This is a genomic window from Pararhizobium antarcticum (genome assembly GCF_001885585.1).
GTDB classification, from domain to species: domain Bacteria; phylum Pseudomonadota; class Alphaproteobacteria; order Rhizobiales; family Rhizobiaceae; genus Pararhizobium; species Pararhizobium antarcticum.
Genome location: NZ_LSRP01000082.1, coordinates 1 through 23,730, shown reverse-complemented (window position 1 = coordinate 23,730; position 23,730 = coordinate 1). Strand labels below are relative to the sequence as shown.

Here is a 23,730-nt window from a genome sequence, read left to right as displayed (position 1 = left end):
GGCTCGTCCCCCACGATTGAGGTGAGCGATGCCCGATAATCCATTGAACCGCGGCACGAACGTCGGCAGCGACCTTGTGCCAGTAACACCGAGCGATAGCGTCGATCTTCCCGTGGCCGGCCGCGCTATCCGTTGCCGTGGTGATGGCGCCGGCGGCACAATCCGCTTCGTCGCCAACAGTGGCGTCTTGCGCAACAGCTATATCGCGGCCGGTGAAACGATTTTGACGCCTGCGTTGCGAATTCACGCCACAGGCACGACTGCAACACTGCTCGAGGTCTACATCTGATGGCTGGCTATGGCGACAACGCGGCCTTTGAAGCCTATGCGGCTGCCGCCGGCTACACATTGCCAGACGGCTATACGCAGCCTCAGGTCACGGCCGCTCGCCAGCGCGGATCGATGTTCGTTGATCGATACGAACGGTTCTTCTCAGGCAATCGCACCGGCGGGTATCAGCAGGAACGCGCATGGGGCAGGACAGGGGCATCCACCTATTATGGCGAGGCGATACCATCTGGCGAAATCCCCGTGGCGATCATCAATGCCTCGTATGAAGCCGCCTTTCTCGAATTGACCAACCCTTACAGCCTGTCGCCGGTCGTCACCGGATCCTCGACAGTCAAGCGCGAGAAGATCGGGCAAATCGAGGTGGAATACAGTTCGAGCTCGTCCACTTCGATTGCCGATATGGTCGCGATGGCAACACCAGTCGTCACCACGATCGAGGGGCTGCTCTGGCTGTTCCTTATCCCGGTGATCCCCGCGATCCTGTGTATCTGATGGCAAACCCGATCTATGCCCGCATGCAGGCCACTGCACAGCGGCTTATCGCCAAGTTCGGCCAAGTTGGCACCGTGACCCGGCTGGCCCCTCCCGATCCGGTGCTGGGCGGCGATCCGGTGGAAACCGCTTACCCGGCCACGCTGGTGCCGTTGACGTATGATGCCCGCTACATCAATGGGACGACGATCACCACGGCAGACCGTGAGATTTACATTTCGTCGGTCGGCCTGGGCATCGAGCCTGAAGCCGGTGACCTGGTTTCGGCCGGAGGCGTGCAGTATCACATCGTTGCCGCGGACCCGAACAATTTTGACGGCGCAACCAATGTGGTTTTCATCATACAGGGACGGATTGCATGACCCTTGATGAACTTCTTGATCAGTATGGGCCCAAGGTGGCTGCGGCTTTTCGAGAAGCAATCGAGGCGATCAAGTCTTCGATCGTTGTCAAAACAATCGTGGAGCGGCTGGAGCGCGGCGATATTGCTGGCGCCGTTGCAGCCGTTCAAATCGAGCCGGAGGCATTTGCCGCACTGGAGCTTTCACTTAGGGAAGCCTTCAACGCTGGCGGAATCAATATGGTTAATAGCCTTCCGTCTCTGATCGCGCCGGACGGGACTCGTGTGCTGTTTCAGTTTGGCGTCCGCAATCTTGAGGCTGAGCGCCTGATCCGCGAGCAGTCGGCCACGCTGGTGACGAACATCACTGAGGATCAGCGCCAATCGTTGAGGTTCAGTTTTGAGGACGGGTTGTCCAAGGGGCAGAATCCAACAAAGACCGCGCTTGATGTCGTCGGCAGGATCAACCGCATCACAGGCAAGCGGGAAGGCGGCTACATCGGCCTGACAAGCCGGCAGGTGGAATTCATAGCCCGGGCGAAGGAAAGCCTTCTCTCCGGCGATCCTGAAGCCATGCGCAAGTATCTGGAGCTCAAGACCCGAGACAAACGGTTCGATCGAACCGTGGCGAAGGCCATCCGCGAGGGCAAGCCGGTAGATACGGACATGGTTCGAAAGATCGTCATGCGCCTCTCGGACAAGAATTTGTTGCTCCGTGCCGAGACGATAGGCCTTGAGGAAACCCGCACGGCTCTGTTTTCGGTGCGCGACAATGCCATCCGACAACAGATCGTGGCGGGCAAGATCACGGCCCAGGAGGTGACGAAGCACTGGGACCATTCCGGGTCCGAGCATCCACGGATGCAGCACATAGAAATGGCGGCGCGGTACAGGGCAGAGGGTGTTGGTCTTGATCAGCCATTCATTGCAAATGATGGAACACTTCTGATGTACCCACATGCCCCTGGCGTTCCAGCCCGACATAAAATCGGCTGCAGGTGCCGCATGAGATACGAAATTGACTACCTTGCCGCTGGCCTTCGCCGCTATCGAGCCCGCGCAGCCTGATGGCAAAGCTCTCTTTTGCAGCATCTGTGTCTGGGTTTGCGGAAAAGGTGCCAGAGGCGATCGAGGCCGTTCGCAACTTGAGTGCTCAAGACGTCGTCAGGGAAATGCAGACGATTAAGAGAGATGGTGGACTCCTTCCGTACGACACTGGTTTTCTGTGGGGATCGCTGATGGCATCCACCACCGCGATGCCGAGCATCAACCCAAATGCGAGGCCAGTCGATGGGCAGGTTTACAGTTTCGATTTTGGGCCAGTCGAAGCGGTCATTCTAGGGGCGTCTTTGGAAGACGATCTATTCTTCGGTTACACCGCTGCTTATGCGGGCCACCAGGAGTATGGCGCCAATGGGCGGGCGCCGGCGGGCTTCGTCCGTTCCGCTGTGCAGAATTGGGATGTTCACGTCAGTCGGAATGCGGAGAAGGTTAAAAAGGCGTTTGGTCTGTAGGCGCTTCCATCTTCATCATCAGCGTCATCTGGAATGTGAAGAGCGACAGGCGAGCCGCCTTGAGCGTGTTGTTGCCGAATTCTGTGGCGCCCACTTCCTTGGCCAGCATCAGCCACGCCTCATGTAGGCGCTCATGAACTTCGCGGTCCGATAGGGGCTGCTTTTCTCTCATAGGTGATCGGTACATGGCGACGACCACGGACGCAATAATCTTTGCCGCCTTGTCGGCGCGGCTCAGGACGATGGGCGATGTTCTGCCGATCGCCAGCCCGAACATAACATTCCCTGCCGCTGGCACGCAAAAGCCTGCCAAGTATCTGAAGCTCGACTTTCTGCCGAACAAAACCAGGCAGGTCACGATGGGCGACGACCCTCAACAGAAGATTGGTCTGATGCAAGTTGCGGTGATGTGGCCGAAAGGCTCCGGCATCGAGGCGGCGCTTGATGTGGCCGGCGCGATTATAGATCGCTTCAACAACCAAACGATATTCGCTTCCGGCGTGAGGATCACGATCAGCAGCGAGCCGTGGGCATCGAGCCCTATCCAAGATGATGACCGGATGATGATCCCGGTAAGCATTCCCTATCACGCCTTTGAACAGGAGACCTAATCCATGGCGAACAAAGCAACGAAGAAGGGCACCAAGGTGTATGTATGCGCCACTGCTCAGAACAGTGATCTCATCAGCGGCACCTATGCAGCATTGACCTGGGTTCAGGTGGGCAAGGTGGGGAACGTTGGCGACTTTGGTGCCGACAGCACCATGAATTCGTATAACACACTCGACGAGGCTGTGACCCAGAAGCAGAAGGGCACGGCCAACGCCGGTGACCCGCAGATTGAAGTGGCTTCCGTCGCTACCGACGCGGGACAGGTCATCCTGCGCACCTTCGGCGATCCGCTCAACCAGGACAACTTGGCGATCAAGATCGAGCGCAATGACGGCGGCTCCGGCTTCACCAACACCATCTTCTATAGCCGTGGCGTTGTCTCCGGCCCTCTCTATCCCGGCGGCGGCTCTGATGATTTCGAACTCGAACGTTTCACTGTGGGTTTCAACCAACTGCCGATCCGCGTGAACCCGGTCGCGGTGTAAGGAGAAACAAATGGACATTTCGAAGCTCGTCAACTCCGAAGACCTTTTTACCCTCAAGCTCACCGGCCCGGATACCGACGAACTGGTGGGCATCACCTTTATGATCCGCTCGAATGAGAGCAACGAGGTCAAGAAGGTCGTCCGGCAACACAGCGACAAGTTCCTCGCCAGCCGGAAAAAGAAGCTGACCACGGCCAAGGTCGAAGACGAATATCTCGACAAGGCGGCAGCATCGATCGCGTCGTGGGATTGGGGCGATCACGACTGGAAAGGTGCCAAGCCGGAACTGACTTTTGAAATGGCGCGAGAGGTCGTAGAGGAAGCCGGCTGGATCTACGACCAGGTAGCCGCCGCTTCGGAGGATCGCGCAAATTTTACCAAGAGCTTGGGGAAGGGCTCTGCGAAGCCCTAGGGCTGTCCGCTCGATACGACTGCGTCAAAGACAAGGATGGCGAGACCCGGAGGGAACGGAACGAGAGTTTCGATATCGACAGTCCGGATATCGACGTTCCGGAGAATGGTCATTTCCTTTGGGATTGGTTCTGGGAGTTGCGCGAGACGGCGGCGGCGGGCTTTTCAGGGCCGGCGCCGATCTCAAATCACGAACTCGCGGCTTGGGTTGCGATCACGGGCAACGTCGTTCGGCGGGAAGAGGTGCGCATCCTCAAGGCAATGAGTTCGCGCTACTGTGCTGAGATCGATAAGGAAAGTGAAGCGATCGCCGCGCGCGAGGCTGAGCACTAGACAAGCAGAGGCTCCCATTGCGGGAGACCCTTTTCATATGGAGTGGTCAATGCACAACAAAACTTGTCCAGATGGGCCTACGTTTAGACTGAGCGCACCGTCAGTCAGCCAAATGTCGCCGCAAGCGATTTCCTTCGCGACCATCGTACAGAAAGCGTCGGCCGTAACTCGGATCAACGCCAGGCTGATGGGATCGTATTCTTCATGTCCTACCGTGACGGCCACTTACATCAACGGTGAAGCAAAGCTCTTTTCTCGCGAGGATCAAAGTCAAAGCGGAAAATAGAGAGAAATGATCGGCCTAAGACAACTCGGAATGGTTGTCCTGATGAAGTTAGTCGACGGCCGATAACAGTCTGAAAATCGAATACCTCTCCGGTTTGGTCCACCATTACGCAGGCGCGGTGAATATGTGATGCGTCCATTTCTCTGTTGGTATGGACTGGACGCCCCATAGGGGCCTGATGATTGTCCAAATATTCTTGTTCGATGTAAACGTGGTCTGCCCCGGTGTCTATTAAGGCCCACGCTGGCGTCGTAGAATAGTCAATTCCAAGTGCAGGCTTCGGCGTATAGAACACGCCGACCTTGATGCAAGGATGACCGTTTATCCAGTCATCGGTTTCAATATGGTCATTGTCGATGAACTTGATTTGGACTGGCTGCCCCATCTTCCCCTCCTTGGCTTGGCAGCGGGAGGAAAGCATGCCGACAACCGGGAGTCGAGTCAGTCTTTAGACTTGATGCGGACGGAAATCGCATCGTTCAAAGCGCGAGCGAGCAGCCGGCGGATGGCTTCCGGCCGGGTAGGCAGGTCATCCTCACTCCGCCGGAAGTAGTCGATCTGATCTAGCGTGTCACGAGACAAGCGAAGATTTACGGCCTCTGTATCGACTGAAGGTCGCCCTTTTTTCGGTTTTTTGGTATCATCAATTGACATCATGGTTTTATGGTGCCATAAATATTCGGGCCGGACAAGAGGGTGCAACCTCAAACCCGGCCCTAACCGAAACCAATCTTTTGGGAGATTGACATGGCTGACCGCCGTATACCCCTTTCTGCGCTCATTCGAAACCCTGTGGTTCGTGACGCTTTCATCCGCGCCGAACGTGACAATGGCTCTGCGCCGGAACTGATGGTTCCGCGCTCTCCGGTGCTTGTTGGCGGGGAGGCCGCGTGATGCAAAGACGTGACATTCTTCGCAGCGCTGTCGCCTTCACCGTTGGCGCTCCTGCTGTCATGGGCGCTGCAACTGCTTACGACCCGATCATATCGGCCATTCAGGCTTACAAGGACGGCTGCGTTGCCTTCTGTGCCGTTCCTGAAGACGAGATGGAACAAGACGAAGAAAACGTCATCGCACGTACCTACGGCGCACCGATGGAAATCCTCGAAAATTGGGATCAGCCGGCAATGACGCAGGAGGGCGCGATAGTGGCCCTTCGGCTGATGCGGGACGAGCATCTGTATATTGACGGGTTTGGCGGCGCGATGTTTGCGGCTGCTCTCGCCTATTTCGAGCAGAACTCCTGAAATCTGGCGGCTTCGGTCGCTTGATCCGTGACGGCGGGGTTGAAGCCTCGCAAGCGGCCCCGCTGTCACGACCACCGGCCATCGTCTGAAGATGGCTAGTTCCACTGCCAACCAATGAAGGAAATTGGCAATGACACAAAACGGAATGGTACAAATCGACGCCGAACGCAACCCGATCGTAGCCGCAAAAGACGGCGAAGCGTTTGCGAATAGCCGCGACATCGCGGCATTTTTTGGCAAGCAGCACGCCCACGTAACCCGCGACATCGAAAACCTAATCAAGAACGAGCCAAGCATGGGTGTCTCCAATTTTGGAGAGACCCCATATGTTGATGCTCAGAACGGCCAGAGATACAAATCATACGACATGGACCGTGACGGCTTTACAATTCTCGCCATGGGCTTCACCGGCGGCAAGGCCCTGAAATGGAAGCTGCGCTATATCGAAGCGTTCAACGCGATGGAAGCGGAGCTTCGCCGGATCGCCAACAGCGGCCCGACAATCGACCTCAACGACCCTGGTGCGCTTCGCGGCCTTCTCCTGACCTACAGCGAGAAGGCGCAGGACTTGGAACGCCAGGTCAAGGAGCTTCTGCCTTCGCAGGAAGCGCTTCACCGGCTGTCGCAGGCAGAAGGAAGCTTCTGCATCACCGATGCCGCCAAGGCGCTGCAAATGCGACCCTCCGATCTGTTCGGCTGGCTTCGGCAGAATGGCTGGATTTACAAGCGTGTCGGCGCTGCGCACGATCTCGGCTATTCATCCAAGACGACGGCAGGGCTGCTCGAACACAAGGTGACGACGGTTCTTCGCGCTGATGGTTCCGAGAAGGTCACAGAACAGGTGAGGGTGACGGCAAGGGGGCTGACAAAGCTCGCCCAGCTTATCAAACCCGCGATGCGAACGGTTTGATCTCCGCAACGACCAAAAGGTGTTCGCATGACACGAACACCTTCCAAACAATCAGAGGCGGCTTTCGAGCCGCCTTTTCGCTGAGTTAGCGAGCGGGCGCTATTTGGAAAGTTCTGATTTTAACCCGGCGGCTAAATCACCACAGAGCTCTTCGTTAAATAGTGAAAAGTTGGATGTTTCCTTTTCCTGGGGGCGATCTGCCAACGTCTTGGCGATGGTCACAGTCCGCTCTTCGGCCTCTGGCAATTCAATGCTCTGTGCAAATTTCAGGAATACAGCTGTCGCATCTTTGAATATCTCAGGCCTGTCGAGCCTTTTGTTACAGCCATCCGCCAACGCCAACCCCATGACTACCTTTTGCAAGGCCTCTTGTTTATCAGGGGGAACTTGGATTTGTTGAGTATGAGCTGGCAACGCGAGCGCCAGATAGACTGTCAACGCTGCGATGTACCTCATTTGAATTCCTCTTTGGAGCCGTCTTCATAAAGAACGGCCGAGACACAAATGATGGCCGTTACGTCTTGCTTGCGGACCTTTGGAAGCCGTGCAGCACTCCAACTGCCTCGCTCCTTGTGAATGGCCTTCGGCGGGACAACGACATCAGGGTCTAATGCGAGATTGGCGATGTTTTCTCCGAATGGGTCAGAGAACACAGCTGTCGCCTTCAGCATCTGGATCAGCTTGTCGCCATTGTTTTGATAGTCGATCGAAACCTGCACACTGCTGTAATCATCTTCTTTAGCAGACCAGTCCATCACCGTAATGAGCTTATCATTTTGAGTGCCACAGTCGCTGGCTGCAGCAGTGCCAGCAGTCAGTGATACCAAAATCGCCAACCAATGCATGTATCATCCTCCGATTGAAAAATCGGACCATACAGCGCGCGATATGCAAAGGTAAAGATCATGTCAGACGTCGCCCAGCTCGGAATTCAGGTCACCAACAAAGGGGTGAAGGAAAGCACCGATGGTTTGGATAAGCTTTCCGGTGCGGCCGCGCGCGCGGAAGCGGCAAGCAACGGCTTAACAAACGCCGCAAAAGGGGCGGCAAGCGCAGCAGTAGCCGCTGCCCGTGCAGAAAACTCCCGTGCATCTGCAGTTCTCGCGGCGGCAAGAGCATCCGGCACAGCGTCGAAGGAGGTGATCGCTGCGGCTCAAGCTGAGAAGTTGCGAACATCCTCCCTTCTTTCACTAGCTAGGGCAGAACGCGACACGGTCGCCGCTGCATCTGCAGCCGCCGCCGCTGCAGGGAAGTCTGCTGCGGCGAATGACAACGCCGCTTCGGCTGCTGATCGTGCAGCGGCGGCAAACAAGCGACTGGCTCAGACCGCCGTAGGCATTGGCAAAGCAAATGGTGCCGCCGCGGCAAACACGGCGAATCTGGCTGCACAGTTTCAAGATATCGGCGTGACGGCGGCGATGGGCATGAGCCCGCTTCAGATTGCGCTTCAGCAAGGGACACAGATTTCCGCTGTGCTTGGCCCAATGGGTGCCGCAGGCGCCCTGAAAAGCCTCGGCACATCATTCATGTCGGTGATCTCCCCAGTAAGCCTCGCGGTTATAGCTATAATCGCGATCGTCGCTGCCGGCCTTCAAATGGTGGGTTGGGCAAAACTTGCGTCGTCCGTCTTGTCAATGCTCGCAGATAGTCTGGAAATGATCGCGCCATATGCCATCGGAGCGGCAGTGGCCTTGGCGCTATTGTACGCTCCGGCCATCATCGGGGGGATCATCTCGGTTATCGCTCTTCTGGGCCGCCTCGCGGTCGCTGCAGTCACGGCAGGCGCTGCAATGCTGATTGCCTTTCCGGTTCTGGCCATCATTGCAGGCATCGTTGCAATCGTAGCGGCCGCAAACATCTTCCGCGACGAGCTTGCGCAGATATTCGGCCGCGACATCGTGGCCGATGCCAAGGACGCAGCGAATTTCATCATCGGCGTCTTTGTGGGGGCGTTCAACGCGATAAAGGCAACGTGGTCGGCACTGCCTGCTGCCCTCGGGGATTTCGTCTATTCAACCGCATCAGCCGTCGTCAACGGCACAGAATTGATGGTCAATAAGGTTGTCAGCAAGATCGACTCCCTGATTGCCAAGATCAATGCATCAATGAAGAAGCTGCCTTTTGGTCTTGGGGATAGCATCAGCGTCCCGAAGATCGGCGAGTTCGACTTCGGGGACGTACCAAATCCCTACAAGGGGAGTGGCGCTGCAGTGGTAGAAAAAGCTGCAGCCGCCATGAAGGCGGCTCAAGGTACAGACTACGTAGGTGGTGTGATGGATGTAATAGCCAAGGGTGCGTCCGCTGCTTCGGAAAAGCTGAAAGACCTGGCTAAAGGTCTCACTGATGTTGATGCCAAAACCAAAAAGGGCAAATCCGGCGGCGAGTCCGACGGCAAGTCAGAAACAGAGAAATACAGCGACATAGTTGATGGCGCGGAACGCCGCATCGCTGCGCTGAATGCTGAGCGCAGCGCGATCGGCCTTTCGGAGGAAGCTTCAGCCGCACTCCGATACGAGACAGACCTGCTCAACCAAGCGCAGCAGCGAGGCTTGGTTCTGACCGAAGGCCAGAAGGGCAATCTCTCGGGGCTCGCTCAAGTCATGGCATCCGTAGAGGCGGCGACCAAGAAAGCACGGGATGCCTTTGAATTCGCCAAGGATGCTACCAGGGGGTTCCTAGACGACTTCAAGTCTGGCCTCAAGAATGGCGAAGGTGTTTGGGAATCCTTCGGCAACGCAGCGCTTGGCGTTCTCGACAAGATTTCGGACAAATTGCTGAACGACGTCGTTGACGCGCTCTTTGAGGTGAACAGCGCTGGCGCCGGATCTGGTGGTGGCATCCTGAGTGGAATTCTTGGCCTGTTCGGCGGCGGCGGCGGGGCGTCTGATCCATGGGCGGGTTTGCGCGGCTACGCGTCCGGAACCCCGGCGGCCCGCTCCGGCGTGGCTTGGGTTGGCGAAAAGGGACCGGAACTGGTGCGCTTCAAGGGTGGAGAGGAAGTAATTCCGAGTCACAAGCTAAAGGCCAGTAACAGCAACCGCGGCGCTGCTAACTCGAATGCCGCGCCGGTCAATGTCTCCTATGCCCCTGTCTACAACGTGCAGGGTTACGGCAAGGACATTGAAAGCCTGAAGGCGCAGATGCAGCGCGACCAGGCTGACTTCAAGGCGAAGGTGGTGAGCACCGTCCGCGATGCCCGGAATAGCCGCGTGAAGGGGATTTAAATGGCAATCACCTTCCCGAGAAGCGACGTGCTTCAGAGCGGCATCATCTCGCCAGATGGATGGCAGTTCAAGCTAACATATCGGCAGGAGACGTCCCGGCAGGCCCGGGGCGTCACGCTGGTCAAGGACCTTGGAACGCCGCTGTTCGGCATGTCGGCCACCACACGCCCGCTCTATCCTGCTGAGGCACTCAGTTTTGAGGCCGTACTGGAATCGTTGGACGGCGGCGTCCACGCGTTCTACGCGACCGATTTGCGCGCGCCTTATCCAATCGCTCATCTGGACGGGGCGTTCACGGACGACGCTGTCATTTCAAGCATTGGCATCAACAACAAATCCCTTGCCTTGTCCGGACTTGATTCCGGGTTCAAGATTTCGCGTGGCGACTATCTCTCGTTTGCTGTCCCAGGGTGGAGATCTTTGCATCAAGCCATGGAAACCGTCACCGCAGACGGGGCCGGCATCTCGCCTTCATTCGAAGTGCGGCCGCATTTATTCCCAGGCACTGAACCTGGGCTCGCGGTCCGCCTGAAGCACGCCAGAACCTCAATGATGATCATGGCGGATACGATATCAAAGCAGCAGGTGGATACGCGCCGAACGGTCATCAGTTTCCAGGCCGTCCAGTGCCCTCCCGCGTAGTTCAGGATAGCGAATGAAGACCTATTCAATCGACACGATCGACGCGCTGAACGCCCGCACACTGGTCGCTCGCGACTTTCTCTGGATCAAGGCGCGGACGTTCGATACGGGCCTGCCGTTCCAGTATGGTTTCTGGTCGGATGTGGGCGACGTCACCGCCACCATCGTTGATCCGGACACGGGTTTGCCCGATAGCCGTGATTTCGAGGGCGCCGGCACGCTGGTGGAGATAGGCGATATCTCGCTTGTTTCCAACCTTTCCGTCCAAAGCGTAGATATCAGGCTTTCGCAGATCGACGAGGCTGTCGCGTCCGTTGTCCGGGGTTATGACCTCCGTCAGGCCGTGGTCGAAGTCTATAGGCTGATGTTCGACCCGGACACGCGGTTGCCGTTGGCTCCGGAGCTGCCCCGGTTCGTCGGTTTCATCGATGGCGCGCCGATCGTGACGCCGGCGGAAGGCGGTGAGGGCGGTATCACGCTGCGGTGTGTGTCTCATACGCAGGAACTGACGCGAAGCAATCCGGATACCCGATCGCATGACAGCCAGATCCTGCGGTCTGCGACCGATGATTTCCTTGTCGACGCGACTGTAGTTGGCGATTGGGAGACTTTCTGGGGGCAGGCATCGGAGAAAGCATCGTGATCCGGCCGGCCATTGCCTCGGACAAGGCGCGCGTGCTCGCGATGGCAAAGGAGTTTCATGCCGAGGCGCAATCGCCCTTTCCCTTTTCGGGGCCGATGGTCTCGATGCTGTTCGATGCAGGCATAAGCGATCCGGACAGGCTGACACTGGTCTATGCGCCCGATGGCCGGCCAGAGGGTGTGCTTGCTGCCGTGGCCGCGCCGCACCAGCTGGCACCGGTGAAGATCGCCACAGAACTGATGTGGTGGGTGGATCCCATGCACAGGGGCGGTGCAGCGGCAATGCTGGGGCATTATGAGCAGTGGGCGCGTGGGCGCGCCTGCGTGTTTTCGCACATGGTGGGCCTCGGATCTGATCCTGCCACCTCTCTGCTGTATCAACGGCACGGCTACCAGGCGGCCGAACGGCATTTCATCAAGCCACTGACGGCTTAGCGCACGGCGCTGCAATCAAGGTACATCAATGGCACTTTTCACATCTATTGGTGTGGCGTCGGCCCTTGGCCTGGCGTCTGCCAGCTTTTTCACGACAGTCAGTGCGATCGCGCTCAATGCAGCCGTTGGCATCGGTATTTCTCTGGCGGCGCAGGCGCTGTCCGGGCGAGGGGATGCGCAGTCTCAGGCCGGCGGCGTACGGGGTACGATTCAGGCGGGCGGAGATGTAGCACGATCGATCATCCTTGGTCGTCGTGCGACATCTGGGTCGCTTGCCTATGTCAACACCTGGGGCAACGGCGGCAAGACACCGAATGCGTATCTCGTGCAGGTCATTCAACTGGCCGATGCACCTATTCGTTCGCTTGACGGCATTCTTGTGAATGGTGAGCCGTGCGAAATCGACTGGGAAAACGAGAATCCCAACGGGGTGGGCTTCCCGGTCGTCGAATATGCGATCAACGGGACAGACTATCTTTGGGTAAAATTCTACGACGGGTCGCAGACTGCCGCCGACGCCTATCTGGTCAATAAGTTTTCCAGTCATCCGATCCGGCCCTACGGCGCCACCCGCATCGGTAAAGGCTTGCCGTATGTCGTGATGACGGCTCGGGTGAATCCAGAGCTGTTTTCAGGGTTTCCAGCATTCCGTTTCGAGGTGACCGGGTCGAAGCTCTACGACCCATCGAAAGATACATCGGTTGGCGGTTCGGGCTCGCAGCGTTGGGCGACACCTTCGACATGGGGCGGCGACGGCGATCACCTGCCGGCGGTGCAGATCTACAACATCCTGCGCGGCATTCGGTATAGTGGCTCCTGGCTTTACGGTCTCCAGAACCTTCCGGCCGGGCGGCTTCCGGCATCGCACTGGATTGCCCAGATCAACAAGTGCCGTGCGGCGATCGGTGGGCCTGACGGGGATGAGCCGCGCTATTTGACCGGGGTCGAGATCCCTGTCGATACCGAGTTCGGGACCAGCATCGAAACCCTGCTTACGGGCTGTAATGGCAAGCTGTCCGAAACCGGGGGAACCTACAAACTGCGCGTCGGCGATCCGGAGGCGGCGGTTTTTTCGTTTTCCGATGGCGATGTCCTGTCGACGGAAGATCAGTCCTATGTCCCGTTCTTCGGCCTGTCGGAAACGGTCAATGGTATATCGGCCAGTTACCCGGAGCCGAAAGAGGGCTGGAATACCAAGACGGCGCCACCGCTTTTCAACGCCAACTTCGAGGTTCAGGATGGTGGCCGGCGCCTGATGAGCGATGTGCCGATGAATGCAGTCTATCGGTCTTCGCAAGTCCAGCGGATCATGAAGGAAGCGTTGGCGGAGGCCCGGCGCGCTCGGCGGCAGACGATTGTTCTCGGTCCGAGTGCCCAGGTGCTGGAGCCCGGCGACATCGTCGAAGAGACATCGACCCGCAACGGTTTCGAGACAAAGCTTTTCCGCGTGGACGGAGTGGCGGACAGGTCCAACCTCGATGTCATGCTCGACATTACAGAGGTCGACCCAGCCGACTACGCATGGAATCAATTCACTGACTACAAGCCGCCGGTCTATCAGCCGCTGGACCGTGTCTATCCTGATGCAACCGTCGTCGACGGCTGGCAGGTCGAACCTGCGACGTTGAAGGATGCGGCAGGCATCGACCGTCGGCCTTCCATCAAGGTTCTTGCCGCCGACGCGGTTGATGATGTCAAGAATGTCTGGGTGCAGGTGCGCCTGGTTTCGAGTGGCGCCCTGGTGTTTGACAGCACGTCGATCCCTTATGCGCCGCCATACGAATGGATTTTGAACGGCACGTTCCTACCGGCGACCAATTATCAGGCGCGCGGTCAGGAAGTGCCTTATTCCAACCGCAAGACAGAATGGTCGGCGTGGCTTGATGTCACGACACCGGATGTGCGAATTGCGATCGATGACCTGAAACAGGAGATCATCGACAGGCTTGACGTCTTGAAAGACTGGATTGATGCCGATCTGTTTTTGGATTTCACGCAGGCAATTCTCGACATCGAAGCCAATGCGGATGCCATTGAGGCGGAACAGACAGAGCGTGTAGACGGTGCAATCGAGACGGCGCAGCGCTATCGGGCGCTGCTCAATGAAATCGATGCCATCAGGGACTATGTGGCGAATGCGGACTATGCCGGCTATACGGCCCGTGAGGAGTTGCGCCGCGTCGTTACTGTCCGTCTTGAGGAATCAATCGCGCTTTTTGATGAGCGAATAACGGTTGCTGTCAGCAAAACGGCGGCGATTTCGGAGCGGCTGACGACGTTTGCGGCTGAGGTCGACGGCGTGCGCGCAGATATCACACTGGTAGACACGGCGCGCGTTGATGGCGATGAGGCTCTTGCACAGCAGATTGCGCTGATTACGGTTGGAACCGACAATCAGTTCGATCCGTTCAAGCTGTGGAACTTTGATGCTTCTGTCGAAAGCTGGAGCGGAAATGGAGTACCTACGGTTTCGGGCGGTTTCTTGCGCCCGGCCAATGCGGCGATTGACCCCTATGTCATTTCGCCGCCGGCGCTTGCCATCGCTGCCAACACCTACCGGCAGGTGCGTGCGCGTATCCGGAAGTACGGGTCCCCGACATGGGATGGTCAGCTCTGGTGGTATTTAGCTGCCGATCCGACATGGGATGTTTCGCGACAGGTAACGATTGCCGAGCCGAGTTATGATGCCAACAGCATTGCGCTGCTGACCTTCAACGTTGACTGGACGGGCACGATCGACCGCATCCGGATCGATCTTTCGGCAGCGCAGACCGCCACGGACTACTTCACGATCGACTGGATTGCCATTGGCAGCCCGTCGCCGGGTGCATCGCGCGCGGAACTGGCCGCCGAGCAATCGGCGCGGATCACGGCCGACAGTGCCAATGTTGCGGATATCGTGGCGATCGAAGCGTCGATTAATGATCCGGAAACGGGGCTGACGGCGATTGCCGGCGGTGTCAGCGCGCTCGCCTCCGATGTCACTGTGCTGGAAGGCACGGTCACCGCGCTTTCGACGGCTGTCACTTCGGTGGATGCCGAGCTGGACGGCAAGGCCAGCACGACGGCTCTCGCTGTTCTGTCGGCAGAGGTTGCAGCGATCGGCGGTGGCGGTGTCGTTGCGCAAGGGCAATCCGTAACGGCGGTGCGAAACGCCCTGCTTCCGATCGCGCTTGAGGCCGTCGATCAGGACTTTGCCAATCTGCTCGGCAAGATGCAGGGGCTGAAGGTCACGGCTGATGCGTCCCAGGTCCTGACGACGCGCATCGAATTGACAGAGCGCAGCCTCGATGTTGTTTCGCGGGCCGTCAGCGTGGTGCAGGCTGTCATTCCTAATCTTGCCACGGCATCTGCTCTCTCATCTCTGGAAAGTCGCGCTGTCGTCAATGAGGGCCTGACGGCGGCGCAGGCCGAAGCGATCACGCGGGTCAAGGCGGATCTCGGCTGGGTCGATGGCAATGCCCAGGGCGCTCGCGCCGTGGCCCTCACGGACCTGCAGGCGAGCGTGACGCTGTCCTATAATCTCGCTGACGCCAAGAGCAAGGTCTATCGCCAGACAAGTGCACCTGCCGGCACAACAGCCGTGCCGCTGCGTACCAATGATCTCTGGATCGACAGCGACGATGGCAACAAGACATATCGCTGGACTGGGTCTGCCTGGTCGGATGTGACGGACACGCGCATTACCTCAAATGCCAGCGCGATCACATCAATCAAGGCGGAACTAGACTGGGACGAAGATGCGCCTAGCGGCGGACGGGCGACGGCTTTTACAGCCCTCGATACACGGGTCGACAGCGTCATTGTGCTCGCTGACTCGAAAAACAAGGTCTTCCGGCAGACGACAGCACCGACAGGGTCGACAGCCTTTCCGCTGCGTACCAATGACATTTGGTATGACAGCGACGATGGCAACAAACCATTCCGGTGGACGGGGTCTGCCTGGTCGGATGTGACGGACACGCGCATTACAGCATCTGCCAGCGCGATCACGGAGATACAAGCCACTGTTGACGGAAACTCTGCGGATGCGCGCTTCAAGATGGAAGTGGTGGCGGGTCCATCAGGCTATGCCCGGATAGGTGGTCGCGTCCGCTATGGCACGTCGGGAAGCTATCGTGCGGCGGGATTTTACGTCGATGTGCCGTCGGGCACTGCTGTTCCTACACTGTTTGTCGTCGAGGCGGATCAATTTGCCTTCAAGGACGGATCGTCGCTGAAGGTGCCGTTCCGTATTGCGTCTGGCATTGTCTATATCGACGACCTGCGGGTCGGGACCAGCAACATCACACCAAACGCCGTGACTGCGACAGCTTCGATGTCTGGAAACAGCCTCGGTGATCCCGAAGACACTGTCGCACTGACCTCAATGATGAGCGGCAGTCCGGCCATGATCTCGATCACAGGAAGCTACAGCATTTCGGCAGGTTCCTCCTTTTCCGGAACTTTCGAGGTCAGCGTCGTCAACACCACGACCGGTTCAACGGCCTACTCGTTTTTCAGGAGCTACGGCTCCGGCAACACAAGCGGCACGCTCGATGCCTTTCGCATCCATTCTGCCACCAATGCAGGAACCAACAACTACAAACTCGTTATCGAGCGTTCCGGCTTTGGCTCGGTCTCGGTCGATATCGATGTGAAATTTCTCTACTGGCGCCGGTAAAAAGGAAAACCCATGTCCACCACGATATCCATTCACGCCACGGTTCACGTAGGCGAACTCTCGCAGGAGATCGCCTACCTGCGCAACAGGAACCTGATCCTGGCGCAGGCTCTCTACGAGTCCGAAATTGAGCGCGAACGTCCGGCAGAAGAAGTCGAGCGCATTTCGAAACACGCGAATATCTGTGAAGCCGATGCTGGCGGAGATGGCGTGGAATGGCAGGGGGGTGATGTCTGATGCCAATCGCAACCACATACAATACGGGTACGGCATCGATCGCAAATGTCGGTACGTCAGTTACAGGGCAGGGCACCAGTTGGCTAACCTCGGGTCTGCAGGCTGGTGACCTGTTCTGGGCGGCCGGTCTTGCCGTGCGGATTGCCAGTGTGAACAGCAACACGTCACTGACGCTGGCGTATGGCTGGCCGGGAACCACCAGGGCCACAGACACATACGAGGTACGCTTTACCCCGGATGCGACCCGCATCCTGGCTGCGGCCCGTGAACTGATCGACATGCTTGGAAACGGCAATGTCGCCTCCATTGCAGCACTGACAAGCGCTGCCAACAAGGTGCCCTATTACACCGGAGCGGGCGCGTCCGCACTTGCGGATTTCAAGCTCAAGGGGCGCGACATCGTCAACACGGCTGACATGGCGGCTTTGCTAGCGAAGCTTGGCCCTGTCTTTGGTGGACCTGCGCCGCAACCGGTAAATGCCGAAGTAGGAATGACAGATGGCAACTTCGACGGCATCAATGTCGGTGGCGTTTACTCAATAACGGGAACCTGGTCCAACGGCTACGCCGGTGCAAGTGGCTCGGCCTATACCGGGATGTTGGTCGTCTACGCACGCAGCTTTTCGAACCACTATGTGCAAGTCTACTACCGCAACAATGGCGATGTTTGGATGAGGTTCACCGGCGCAAGCGGTGGCACATCCTGGCCGAATGCCTGGTTCAAGATCAATCCTCAAATGGTTGGAACGGTCGCGCAGAGTTCCGGCGTTGCTACGGGTGCCATCGTTGAACGCGGTAGCAATGCCAATGGTGAGTATGTCCGGTTTGCAGATGGCACCCAAATTTGCTGGGGCAGCATCACAATTACGCCCGTTGCCAATACGCCAACATCAGGATCGGTCACATTTCCTGCGTCTTTTACAAGCGCGATCAAGTCCGCTCAGGTGACGGCGAACACGAGCGCTATCGGAACTGCCGTACTTGGTGTTTCCTTTGGTTCACTGACAAATACCGGAATGGACGTGTTTACCTATCGGGTAAGCACAACTTTAACCGGCTGCAACTGGACTGTCATCGGAAGGTGGTTCTAAGATGAATATCTCATTTTCACCGCAGCGCCGCAACGATGCCCTGATCATCGAAAAGGCGGGTGAAGTGCTCACCATCAATGGCACGGCTTTCGACTTTTCGGTCATTCCGGAAGGTGCAACGCTGCCGGCGTCGGCCGTAGACTGTGAATTTATCACCGGCAATGTCCAGCGGATCGAAGGTATCCTGCATCTCACGATGATCCTGCCGCACGGCCCGGACCCGTCGGCAGATGTCGCCAACCCGGCAGATCTCTCGATGCCGCCGGATGGTGTGCTGGCAATCCCGTTTGATCTGCCGACATCAGAGCAATCGCAGGAGGATGACGGCGATGAATAATATCGATCTTACGCGGCTGGTGACAGCCGAGGGAAAGCAGGCAGCGGCATATGCCAGTCTCATTGCAACGCATACTGCAGCAATCCAGATGCATCTCGATGCGACGGCGCAACAGCGTCAGTATGACGGTATCCAGACGGCTGTCAGCTATCGCGATGACCCGAACCCGCAATTTGCGGCCGAGGCGGAAGCGCTGTTCGTCTGGCGATCGGCGGTCTGGACCTATGCGAATGCCGAGCTTGAAAATGTGCAGAGCGGCGCGCGCATCCAGCCTGGTATCGACGAGCTGATCGGCGAACTGCCGGAACTCGTCTGGCCTTAAGCGTCCCTTAAACAGGAACATTCACCATGAATTTTGAACAGTGGCTACAAAGCCGACTGACGGCGCACGGCTATGCAGTTGGCATGATCGACGGCGATGTCGGTCCTGTGACGATCGCGGCGCTCAAGGCGTTCGAGAAAGCGCATGGGTTGACGATCGACGGGATTGCCGACCCGAAGGTGGTGGCGGCGCTGCGGGCATCAGCCAGCGCGGTTTCGCCGAAAATCATGACCGAGATCCCTAACCGGGACATCGTGCCCGTCAAGGAAGCATTCCAGGCATCGAAAACGATCTGGCCGCGCCAGTCTGAATGTCTCGCTGTCTATGGGCCAGTTGGTCAGAACCAGGTGCAGATTGAGGTTCCCTTCGACATGTTCCTTGCCTGGTCGCCTTCGACCCGGCTGCGCAAGATGACGTTGCATCGCAAGGTGGCGGCATCAGCCGAGCGCGTTCTGCAGCGGGTGGCACAGATCTACAATGCAAAGGAACGGGCTAGCCTCGGCATAGACCAGTTCGGAGGATCTCTGAACGTGCGCAAGATGCGCGGCGGCAACAGCTATTCCATGCATAGCTGGGGCATCGCCATCGACTTCGATCCCCTCCGCAACGGACTGCATGTGCACAAGCCGCAGGCTCGTCTCTCCCATCCTGATGCGGTGCATTTCTGGGTGGTCTGGGAAGGCGAGGGCTGGCTTTCGTTGGGCAAGGCCCGTGACTTCGACTGGATGCACGTCCAGGCTGCTCGACTTTGAAAATTTATCCCATAACCTGAAAGGATACTACCATGAAAATCACCAACTATCTGCCCCTCATCCTGCGCTATGCGCTTGTGTGGATGGCCGCTGCTCTTGCAACACGTGGCTGGACGTCAAGCGATCAGACCGCTGTCCTGACGCAAAATCTCGACGTCATCGTCGGTGCCCTCGTTTCGCTGGGAACTGTCGCCTATGCCCTGGTCAAGCGGCCATCCGAAAAGGCGCTCGATGCCGCCAAGGCGATCGACAAGCAGCTCCCGGCAAAGGCGGATGTCGTGATCGTTACCCCTGGTGATAGCCCGAACATCGTCGTTTCAGCGAAAAATTCGTGATGGAATCGGCCAGCTACACCGGCCCGGGAATGTGGATCCGCATTCAGCATCGGTTCGGGCCGCGAATGACTGAATGGATATGGGCAACAATTATGACGGGATGGGGTGCGTCGCTTCTTCTCCCTGAACCGGTGTTCGATCAACCGTCCTTTGCATTCTTCCGGTCTTATTTCAGCGAAGACACCCTTGGCTGGCTGATGGTCTGTGTCGGGCTTCTGCGAATTATCGGGCTCGTCATCAATGGCGCAAAGAAGAACGTCACGCCATGGATTCGTGTCTTCTCTGCCGGCGTCGGCTTCCTCGTCTTCGGCGGCATCAACTACTGTTTTGCGTCATCCGGTGTCATCAGCACATGGATAGCGATTTATCCGATGCTTGCGCTCGTCGAGCTTCTCAATGCCTACCGTGCAGCGCATGACGCCGGAGAGAATTATGCAGTTTCAGGAAATCAGTGATCTGCCACCACTCGCCATCATCGCTTTCGGCATAAGCATTGGAATTCTCTACTTCGTGACAAGGGGCGGCTTTTCCAGCGGGCAGAAATCACTCCCCGTCTCTGCCGCATCGACTGCCCAAGTCGCCGCGGTGATCGTTGATCCGTCTGCGCTCAATAGAGCAACGGCAGCGATCGAGGCCCAAACCATGGAATCTATCAATGGGCGCAAGTCCTTTGAACGCGGGACGGAGTCGCTCGGCAGATCGATCGATCGCCTGTGCGAAGAGGTCGATGACCTCAAGAAAGAAATGATCCGGAAAGGGCACTGATATGAGAATTGATCTGAGTCTATCCATCGGCAACGTTGCCATCGCCTCCCAGGCTGGTGGGGGGGCCGTGCTGCCGAGTTTCGCCTATCAGGCAGAGACGGACGCGGTTGCGGCAACATTTTCGTCTGTCCCTTCATCGCGCCGTAAAAAGACGATGGACGAGTTTTTCCGGACAGTCAAAAACTTCCCCGATGGCGATCCGGTCTGGCCGCGCATCATCGGTTTCGGGAAATATATGGCTGATGCGAACGGGCGGCTGGCGAACTGGAAAGACGTTTCAAAGCCCTGCGCGTTGGTCGGTGGGCTGTCATCAACAGACATCCAGGCGGCAGCATCCGGCACAGTTCGCACTGCGTATTATCTTGATGACTTGCCTGTCAATGATTACGAGGCTGGCGTCTATATGACTGGCCCTGGCACAGCAAACGCATCTGTCGATTTTGGCGCACGCGGGTCCACAAACGGGATTACGATCTCAGGCCGCAACAGCACCGCCAACACCATGGCAGCGCGATGCGGCGGCGCGATTGCAACGACGATCGGGGCGACGACAGACTGGAATGGCATCGGCCTGCATTCGGTCTGCCGCAAGAACGCGACAGAGTTCGAGGCTTACAAAGGGTCTGTGAAAAAGGCCACGATCACCAACGCGGCGGCGACCCTCGAACGTCAGTTAATTGTTGCATTCGGCCAAAACCAGAACGGCAACTTTGTCGCATCCACCAACGTGCATAGTGCATGGTTCATCTCCCGCGCCTTGACTGATGCCCAGCGCGTCGTGTTGGACGCGGCAATCGAGCGGCTGCATCAAAAGATGGCCTATGGCGATCTTGACGACTACCTTCCGGGAGTCCAGCCTGCGTCGGTATCGGCCTATAACTATGTCATTTGGGGCGCGTCGGCATTCGGTTTCGTCGCGGCTTATGAGTTGTCGCGGCAAGGCAAGTCCGTTGCGATCGTCGGTGATGCTTTCGACCGTCGCCTTGGCGGCATGTCGTCGGGCGGTCTTGGCTTCGCGGACATCGATGCGATTACGTCTATCCAAGGTCTGTCCCGTTGGGTGCTTCGCCAGTGCCAGGTCATTGAAGGCAAAGGCACATCGGTTACCACCTTTCAGCCACAGACCTTTGAGCGCGTAATGCGGACAATGTGCGATCCCGCACGGACCAATGGTCGAAATATCCCTGTGTTCTGGTCTGACGGCGTCAAGACGGCCAGCGAAGATGCGACCGGCATCACGATCAATACAGAGGATGGCCGTTCCTTCCGCTGCAAATACGCCATGGAATGCACGGACGAAAACACGCTGATCCGGGCACTCGGCATTTCCACCTTTGCTGGTCGAGAAGCCGCAGGCAGTGGCAATGACAGCTACAACGGCCGCCGCTTGCTGGTGAATAACTTCAAGAACAACGCCGGGACCACCATCCAGGTGGATCCGTTCATCACGCCCGGCACACCAGCTTCTGGCCTGCTGCCCGGTGTTCACGGCTTGGCATCGGCCATCACAACGCCTGAAGGCGGCGCAGATGATGGGGTGCAGGCATTCAACGAGCGCGTGACCCTCACCAACGATCCGTCAATCAGGGTGCCATTCCCGGCGACACCGCCGGCTGGCTATAGCGCGCTGAATTACGAGATGATCGGGCGGCAGTTTGCGATTGACCCGACAATCACGCTCGCCAAGCTGTTGAAATATGATGCCATCATGAGCACGACCCACGGCTTCATCTTCGACTGCAACAACAATGAAATCGCCGGGCAATCGACAGACTTCCTCGGTGACGCCTCGAAAAACTATGTCGTCGGGTCGCGTGCGGCCAAACTGGCGATCCGCAATCAGATCAAGAACTATATCCTCGGCCTGTTCTATTGGCTGCAATACGAGCCGGACGCGCGCATCCCGGCGACGGTTCGCACACTGGCCCTGACGTTTGGTCTGGTGGCAAATCACTATTGCGACCCGGATTGGGCTTCCGGCCAGAAACCAAACTGGATGCATCGGACCTACGTCCGCGAGCCTGCACGTCTAGTCACCGATTACCAAATGGTCGGCTCAGATATGAATTCAGGCGATGGGACAACACCACGCTCGACAAATATTATCGGTGTCGCGGTCTACTCGCTCGATAGTCACTGGCTCTATCGCTACGCCTTTGACAATGCAGGCACCTGGGAAGTCCGTGGCGAAGGCAACTTCGTTGTCTCTGCTGGCGGCGTTGATAAGACAACCCCAATCCCATATGAGGCTTGCATTCCGATGCGCACGCAAAGCAAACGGGTTGTAGTGTCGTTCGGAATCTCGGCAAATCACGTTGCGTTCGGATCGACTCGAATGGAATTCTCGGCTATGCAGGCGGCACAGTCCCTGGCTTGCGCATTGATGATTGCGGATGAGCAAGGAATTGATGTGCAGGACGTGGATTATGCAACGCTGAGAACACGCATTCTTGCGACTGCAACGCTTGCGAACGAAACTGCGCCTTATCTGCCGCAGATGAATTAAAGTTCGCCGAAACCGATACAGCAATGACGGCAAAACCGGTACCGAATATAAAGGTTTCAACAACACCCGCCACGCCTCTCAACGATGCGCACCCTGGCGGGTTTTCTTTTGCCCATCGCCCTGACCATGTGGGGGCGGTTATATGGCCGTGAACCCTCAAGGCGCCCACATTCAGTAGACATGATTTGGGGCAACACCAGGTGCCCGGAGCGGTTGCCCGCTCCGGAGACGGGGCTTAGTTTGGGGACGTGCCCGTCGACAGCGAATAGAGATGACCGTCACACCCGAGCCCTAACGGGCAATCAAAGGTGTGACTGATTCGGATTAACAAAACATGGACGCTAAAAGGCTCCTACATTCTGTCTTTGAACTCCGTTCGAGGAGTCTTCGAGACATTCTCAAATTTCCAGATTGAAGAGGTCGATTGCACTTATTCGGTGGCTGGCCGTGGTCAGTCTAAGAAAGTGAAGGAAGTTATCATCCGGCCTCGGTGAGGCACCAACATCCACTTAAAAGCGTGCGACTTCTGACAGGCGACTGGAAAAACAAAAAATCCGGAAATGTGTGTCAAAAATCCGGAAAGCCGCGTCACGCTACAATCGGCAACGTTGCCATCGCCCACCTTGCGGGAGGGGGGGGCCGTTCGCGGACCTTTCCCCCATGACCTGACCACATCCACGTGTTCTTCTTCGGGCCATGAGATTCGAAGCGGATCCGGCCGACCGGCGTTTGGTAGTGCATCAGTCTGAAAATTGACATCACACGACCCGGTTCCCATGTTATGCTTAGCGCAAAGCAATAGCAGGATACCACATGCCTAAAGGACCAAAGGGGCAAAAGCGCCCCGCCGACGTGATC

At 57.5% G+C, this 23,730-nt stretch carries 30 protein-coding genes; 26 read left to right on the top strand and 4 right to left on the bottom strand.

All coding sequences use genetic code 11. The annotated features are described in order from the left end of the window. Positions 1 to 28: 28 nt before the first annotated feature. From AX760_RS11145 to AX760_RS11125, 5 genes are read left to right on the top strand one after another with little or no spacing between them, the layout of a single operon-like run. Positions 29 to 289, top strand: coding sequence for a spike base protein, RCAP_Rcc01079 family (locus AX760_RS11145; protein WP_071832958.1), 261 nt, complete (start codon positions 29 to 31; stop codon positions 287 to 289). Next, positions 289 to 783, top strand: coding sequence for a DnaT-like ssDNA-binding protein (locus AX760_RS11140; RefSeq protein ID WP_071832957.1), 495 nt, complete (start codon positions 289 to 291; stop codon positions 781 to 783). Before AX760_RS11145 ends, AX760_RS11140 begins: the two co-directional genes overlap by 1 nt. Beyond that, the gene (locus AX760_RS11135) at positions 783 to 1,145 is read left to right on the top strand and encodes a hypothetical protein (RefSeq protein WP_071832956.1); all 363 of its coding nucleotides are present in this window, start codon (positions 783 to 785) and stop codon (positions 1,143 to 1,145) included. Before AX760_RS11140 ends, AX760_RS11135 begins: the two co-directional genes overlap by 1 nt. Next, complete coding sequence (locus AX760_RS11130) at positions 1,142 to 2,191, top strand: head morphogenesis protein (protein WP_071832955.1); 1,050 nt, start codon at positions 1,142 to 1,144, stop codon at positions 2,189 to 2,191. Before AX760_RS11135 ends, AX760_RS11130 begins: the two co-directional genes overlap by 4 nt. Continuing rightward, positions 2,191 to 2,637 (top strand): hypothetical protein, encoded by a 447-nt coding sequence (locus AX760_RS11125; protein ID WP_071832954.1) that lies wholly within the window; start codon positions 2,191 to 2,193, stop codon positions 2,635 to 2,637. The genes AX760_RS11130 and AX760_RS11125 overlap by 1 nt, the downstream gene beginning before the upstream one ends. Here AX760_RS11125 and AX760_RS27970 read toward each other — a convergent pair. Continuing rightward, positions 2,615 to 2,746: a hypothetical protein gene (locus tag AX760_RS27970; protein ID WP_280950770.1), complete on the bottom strand. Its 132-nt coding sequence runs from the start codon at positions 2,744 to 2,746 to the stop codon at positions 2,615 to 2,617. The two genes, AX760_RS11125 and AX760_RS27970, sit on opposite strands and share 23 nt — an antisense overlap. Before the next feature lie 76 nt (positions 2,747 to 2,822). On the opposite strand from AX760_RS27970, the gene AX760_RS11120 reads away from it, so the two are divergent. From AX760_RS11120 to AX760_RS11105, 4 genes are all read left to right on the top strand, one after another. Then, positions 2,823 to 3,248 carry a phage tail terminator-like protein gene (locus tag AX760_RS11120; protein ID WP_071832953.1) on the top strand — a complete coding sequence of 142 codons (426 nt, stop codon included), beginning with the start codon at positions 2,823 to 2,825 and terminating at the stop codon, positions 3,246 to 3,248. 3 nt (positions 3,249 to 3,251) lie between these two features. Further along, a complete protein-coding gene (locus tag AX760_RS11115) occupies positions 3,252 to 3,734 on the top strand; it encodes a hypothetical protein (protein ID WP_071832952.1) in 483 nt (160 codons plus the stop codon). Positions 3,735 to 3,744: 10 nt separating this feature from the next. Next, the gene (locus AX760_RS11110; RefSeq protein ID WP_071832951.1) at positions 3,745 to 4,146 is read left to right on the top strand and encodes a hypothetical protein; all 402 of its coding nucleotides are present in this window, start codon (positions 3,745 to 3,747) and stop codon (positions 4,144 to 4,146) included. A 137-nt stretch (positions 4,147 to 4,283) separates the two neighbouring features. Continuing rightward, positions 4,284 to 4,478 carry a hypothetical protein gene (locus AX760_RS11105; protein WP_245294990.1) on the top strand — a complete coding sequence of 65 codons (195 nt, stop codon included), beginning with the start codon at positions 4,284 to 4,286 and terminating at the stop codon, positions 4,476 to 4,478. 230 nt (positions 4,479 to 4,708) lie between these two features. On the opposite strand, the gene AX760_RS11100 is transcribed toward AX760_RS11105, so the two are convergent. Next, entirely contained in the window at positions 4,709 to 5,149 is a 441-nt protein-coding gene (locus AX760_RS11100) for a hypothetical protein (RefSeq protein ID WP_071832949.1), read from the bottom strand. A 362-nt stretch (positions 5,150 to 5,511) separates the two neighbouring features. Between AX760_RS11100 and AX760_RS27175 the strand changes: the two genes are divergently transcribed. The 3 genes from AX760_RS27175 (at position 5,512) to AX760_RS11090 (ending at position 6,921) form a co-directional block, all read left to right on the top strand. Next, positions 5,512 to 5,658, top strand: a complete 147-nt coding sequence (locus AX760_RS27175) for a hypothetical protein (protein WP_175552047.1) — start codon at positions 5,512 to 5,514, stop codon at positions 5,656 to 5,658. Beyond that, positions 5,658 to 6,011, top strand: coding sequence for a hypothetical protein (locus tag AX760_RS11095; protein WP_071832948.1), 354 nt, complete (start codon positions 5,658 to 5,660; stop codon positions 6,009 to 6,011). Before AX760_RS27175 ends, AX760_RS11095 begins: the two co-directional genes overlap by 1 nt. Before the next feature lie 130 nt (positions 6,012 to 6,141). After that, positions 6,142 to 6,921, top strand: a complete 780-nt coding sequence (locus AX760_RS11090; protein WP_071832947.1) for a phage regulatory protein/antirepressor Ant — start codon at positions 6,142 to 6,144, stop codon at positions 6,919 to 6,921. Positions 6,922 to 7,020: 99 nt separating this feature from the next. Here the strand turns inward: AX760_RS11090 and AX760_RS11085 are convergent, their stop codons facing one another. Next, positions 7,021 to 7,377 carry a hypothetical protein gene (locus AX760_RS11085; RefSeq protein ID WP_071832946.1) on the bottom strand — a complete coding sequence of 119 codons (357 nt, stop codon included), beginning with the start codon at positions 7,375 to 7,377 and terminating at the stop codon, positions 7,021 to 7,023. After that, positions 7,374 to 7,766 carry a hypothetical protein gene (locus AX760_RS11080; RefSeq protein WP_071832945.1) on the bottom strand — a complete coding sequence of 131 codons (393 nt, stop codon included), beginning with the start codon at positions 7,764 to 7,766 and terminating at the stop codon, positions 7,374 to 7,376. The genes AX760_RS11085 and AX760_RS11080 overlap by 4 nt, the downstream gene beginning before the upstream one ends. Before the next feature lie 60 nt (positions 7,767 to 7,826). Here AX760_RS11080 and AX760_RS26725 point away from each other — a divergent pair, with 60 nt between their 5' ends. From AX760_RS26725 to AX760_RS11010, 14 genes are read left to right on the top strand one after another with little or no spacing between them, the layout of a single operon-like run. Further along, positions 7,827 to 10,145 (top strand): phage tail length tape measure family protein, encoded by a 2,319-nt coding sequence (locus tag AX760_RS26725; RefSeq protein ID WP_071832944.1) that lies wholly within the window; start codon positions 7,827 to 7,829, stop codon positions 10,143 to 10,145. Continuing rightward, positions 10,146 to 10,787 carry a hypothetical protein gene (locus AX760_RS11070; protein ID WP_071832943.1) on the top strand — a complete coding sequence of 214 codons (642 nt, stop codon included), beginning with the start codon at positions 10,146 to 10,148 and terminating at the stop codon, positions 10,785 to 10,787. It begins immediately after the preceding gene. A gap of 13 nt (positions 10,788 to 10,800) precedes the next feature. Beyond that, entirely contained in the window at positions 10,801 to 11,430 is a 630-nt protein-coding gene (locus AX760_RS11065; protein ID WP_071832942.1) for a hypothetical protein, read from the top strand. Beyond that, the gene (locus tag AX760_RS11060) at positions 11,427 to 11,864 is read left to right on the top strand and encodes a GNAT family N-acetyltransferase (protein ID WP_083531154.1); all 438 of its coding nucleotides are present in this window, start codon (positions 11,427 to 11,429) and stop codon (positions 11,862 to 11,864) included. Before AX760_RS11065 ends, AX760_RS11060 begins: the two co-directional genes overlap by 4 nt. Before the next feature lie 28 nt (positions 11,865 to 11,892). Further along, positions 11,893 to 16,527, top strand: a complete 4,635-nt coding sequence (locus AX760_RS11055) for a phage tail protein (protein ID WP_071832941.1) — start codon at positions 11,893 to 11,895, stop codon at positions 16,525 to 16,527. Between the two features lie 12 nt (positions 16,528 to 16,539). After that, positions 16,540 to 16,764 (top strand): hypothetical protein, encoded by a 225-nt coding sequence (locus AX760_RS11050; RefSeq protein WP_071832940.1) that lies wholly within the window; start codon positions 16,540 to 16,542, stop codon positions 16,762 to 16,764. Next, on the top strand, positions 16,764 to 17,855 hold the full coding sequence (locus AX760_RS11045; protein WP_071832939.1) for a gp53-like domain-containing protein: 1,092 nt from the start codon (positions 16,764 to 16,766) through the stop codon (positions 17,853 to 17,855). Before AX760_RS11050 ends, AX760_RS11045 begins: the two co-directional genes overlap by 1 nt. A 1-nt stretch (position 17,856) precedes the next feature. After that, positions 17,857 to 18,192 carry a hypothetical protein gene (locus AX760_RS11040; RefSeq protein WP_071832938.1) on the top strand — a complete coding sequence of 112 codons (336 nt, stop codon included), beginning with the start codon at positions 17,857 to 17,859 and terminating at the stop codon, positions 18,190 to 18,192. Further along, positions 18,185 to 18,514: a hypothetical protein gene (locus tag AX760_RS11035; protein WP_071832937.1), complete on the top strand. Its 330-nt coding sequence runs from the start codon at positions 18,185 to 18,187 to the stop codon at positions 18,512 to 18,514. The genes AX760_RS11040 and AX760_RS11035 overlap by 8 nt, the downstream gene beginning before the upstream one ends. 26 nt (positions 18,515 to 18,540) lie before the next feature. After that, positions 18,541 to 19,266 (top strand): M15 family metallopeptidase, encoded by a 726-nt coding sequence (locus AX760_RS11030; RefSeq protein WP_071832936.1) that lies wholly within the window; start codon positions 18,541 to 18,543, stop codon positions 19,264 to 19,266. A 32-nt stretch (positions 19,267 to 19,298) separates the two neighbouring features. After that, on the top strand, positions 19,299 to 19,601 hold the full coding sequence (locus AX760_RS11025) for a Pam3-gp28 family putative phage holin (RefSeq protein ID WP_071832935.1): 303 nt from the start codon (positions 19,299 to 19,301) through the stop codon (positions 19,599 to 19,601). Next, entirely contained in the window at positions 19,601 to 20,056 is a 456-nt protein-coding gene (locus AX760_RS11020; RefSeq protein ID WP_071832934.1) for a hypothetical protein, read from the top strand. Before AX760_RS11025 ends, AX760_RS11020 begins: the two co-directional genes overlap by 1 nt. After that, entirely contained in the window at positions 20,034 to 20,366 is a 333-nt protein-coding gene (locus AX760_RS11015; RefSeq protein ID WP_071832933.1) for a hypothetical protein, read from the top strand. Before AX760_RS11020 ends, AX760_RS11015 begins: the two co-directional genes overlap by 23 nt. Before the next feature lies 1 nt (position 20,367). Then, positions 20,368 to 22,872, top strand: coding sequence for an FAD-dependent oxidoreductase (locus tag AX760_RS11010; RefSeq protein WP_071832932.1), 2,505 nt, complete (start codon positions 20,368 to 20,370; stop codon positions 22,870 to 22,872). The last annotated feature ends 858 nt before the right edge of the window (positions 22,873 to 23,730 follow it).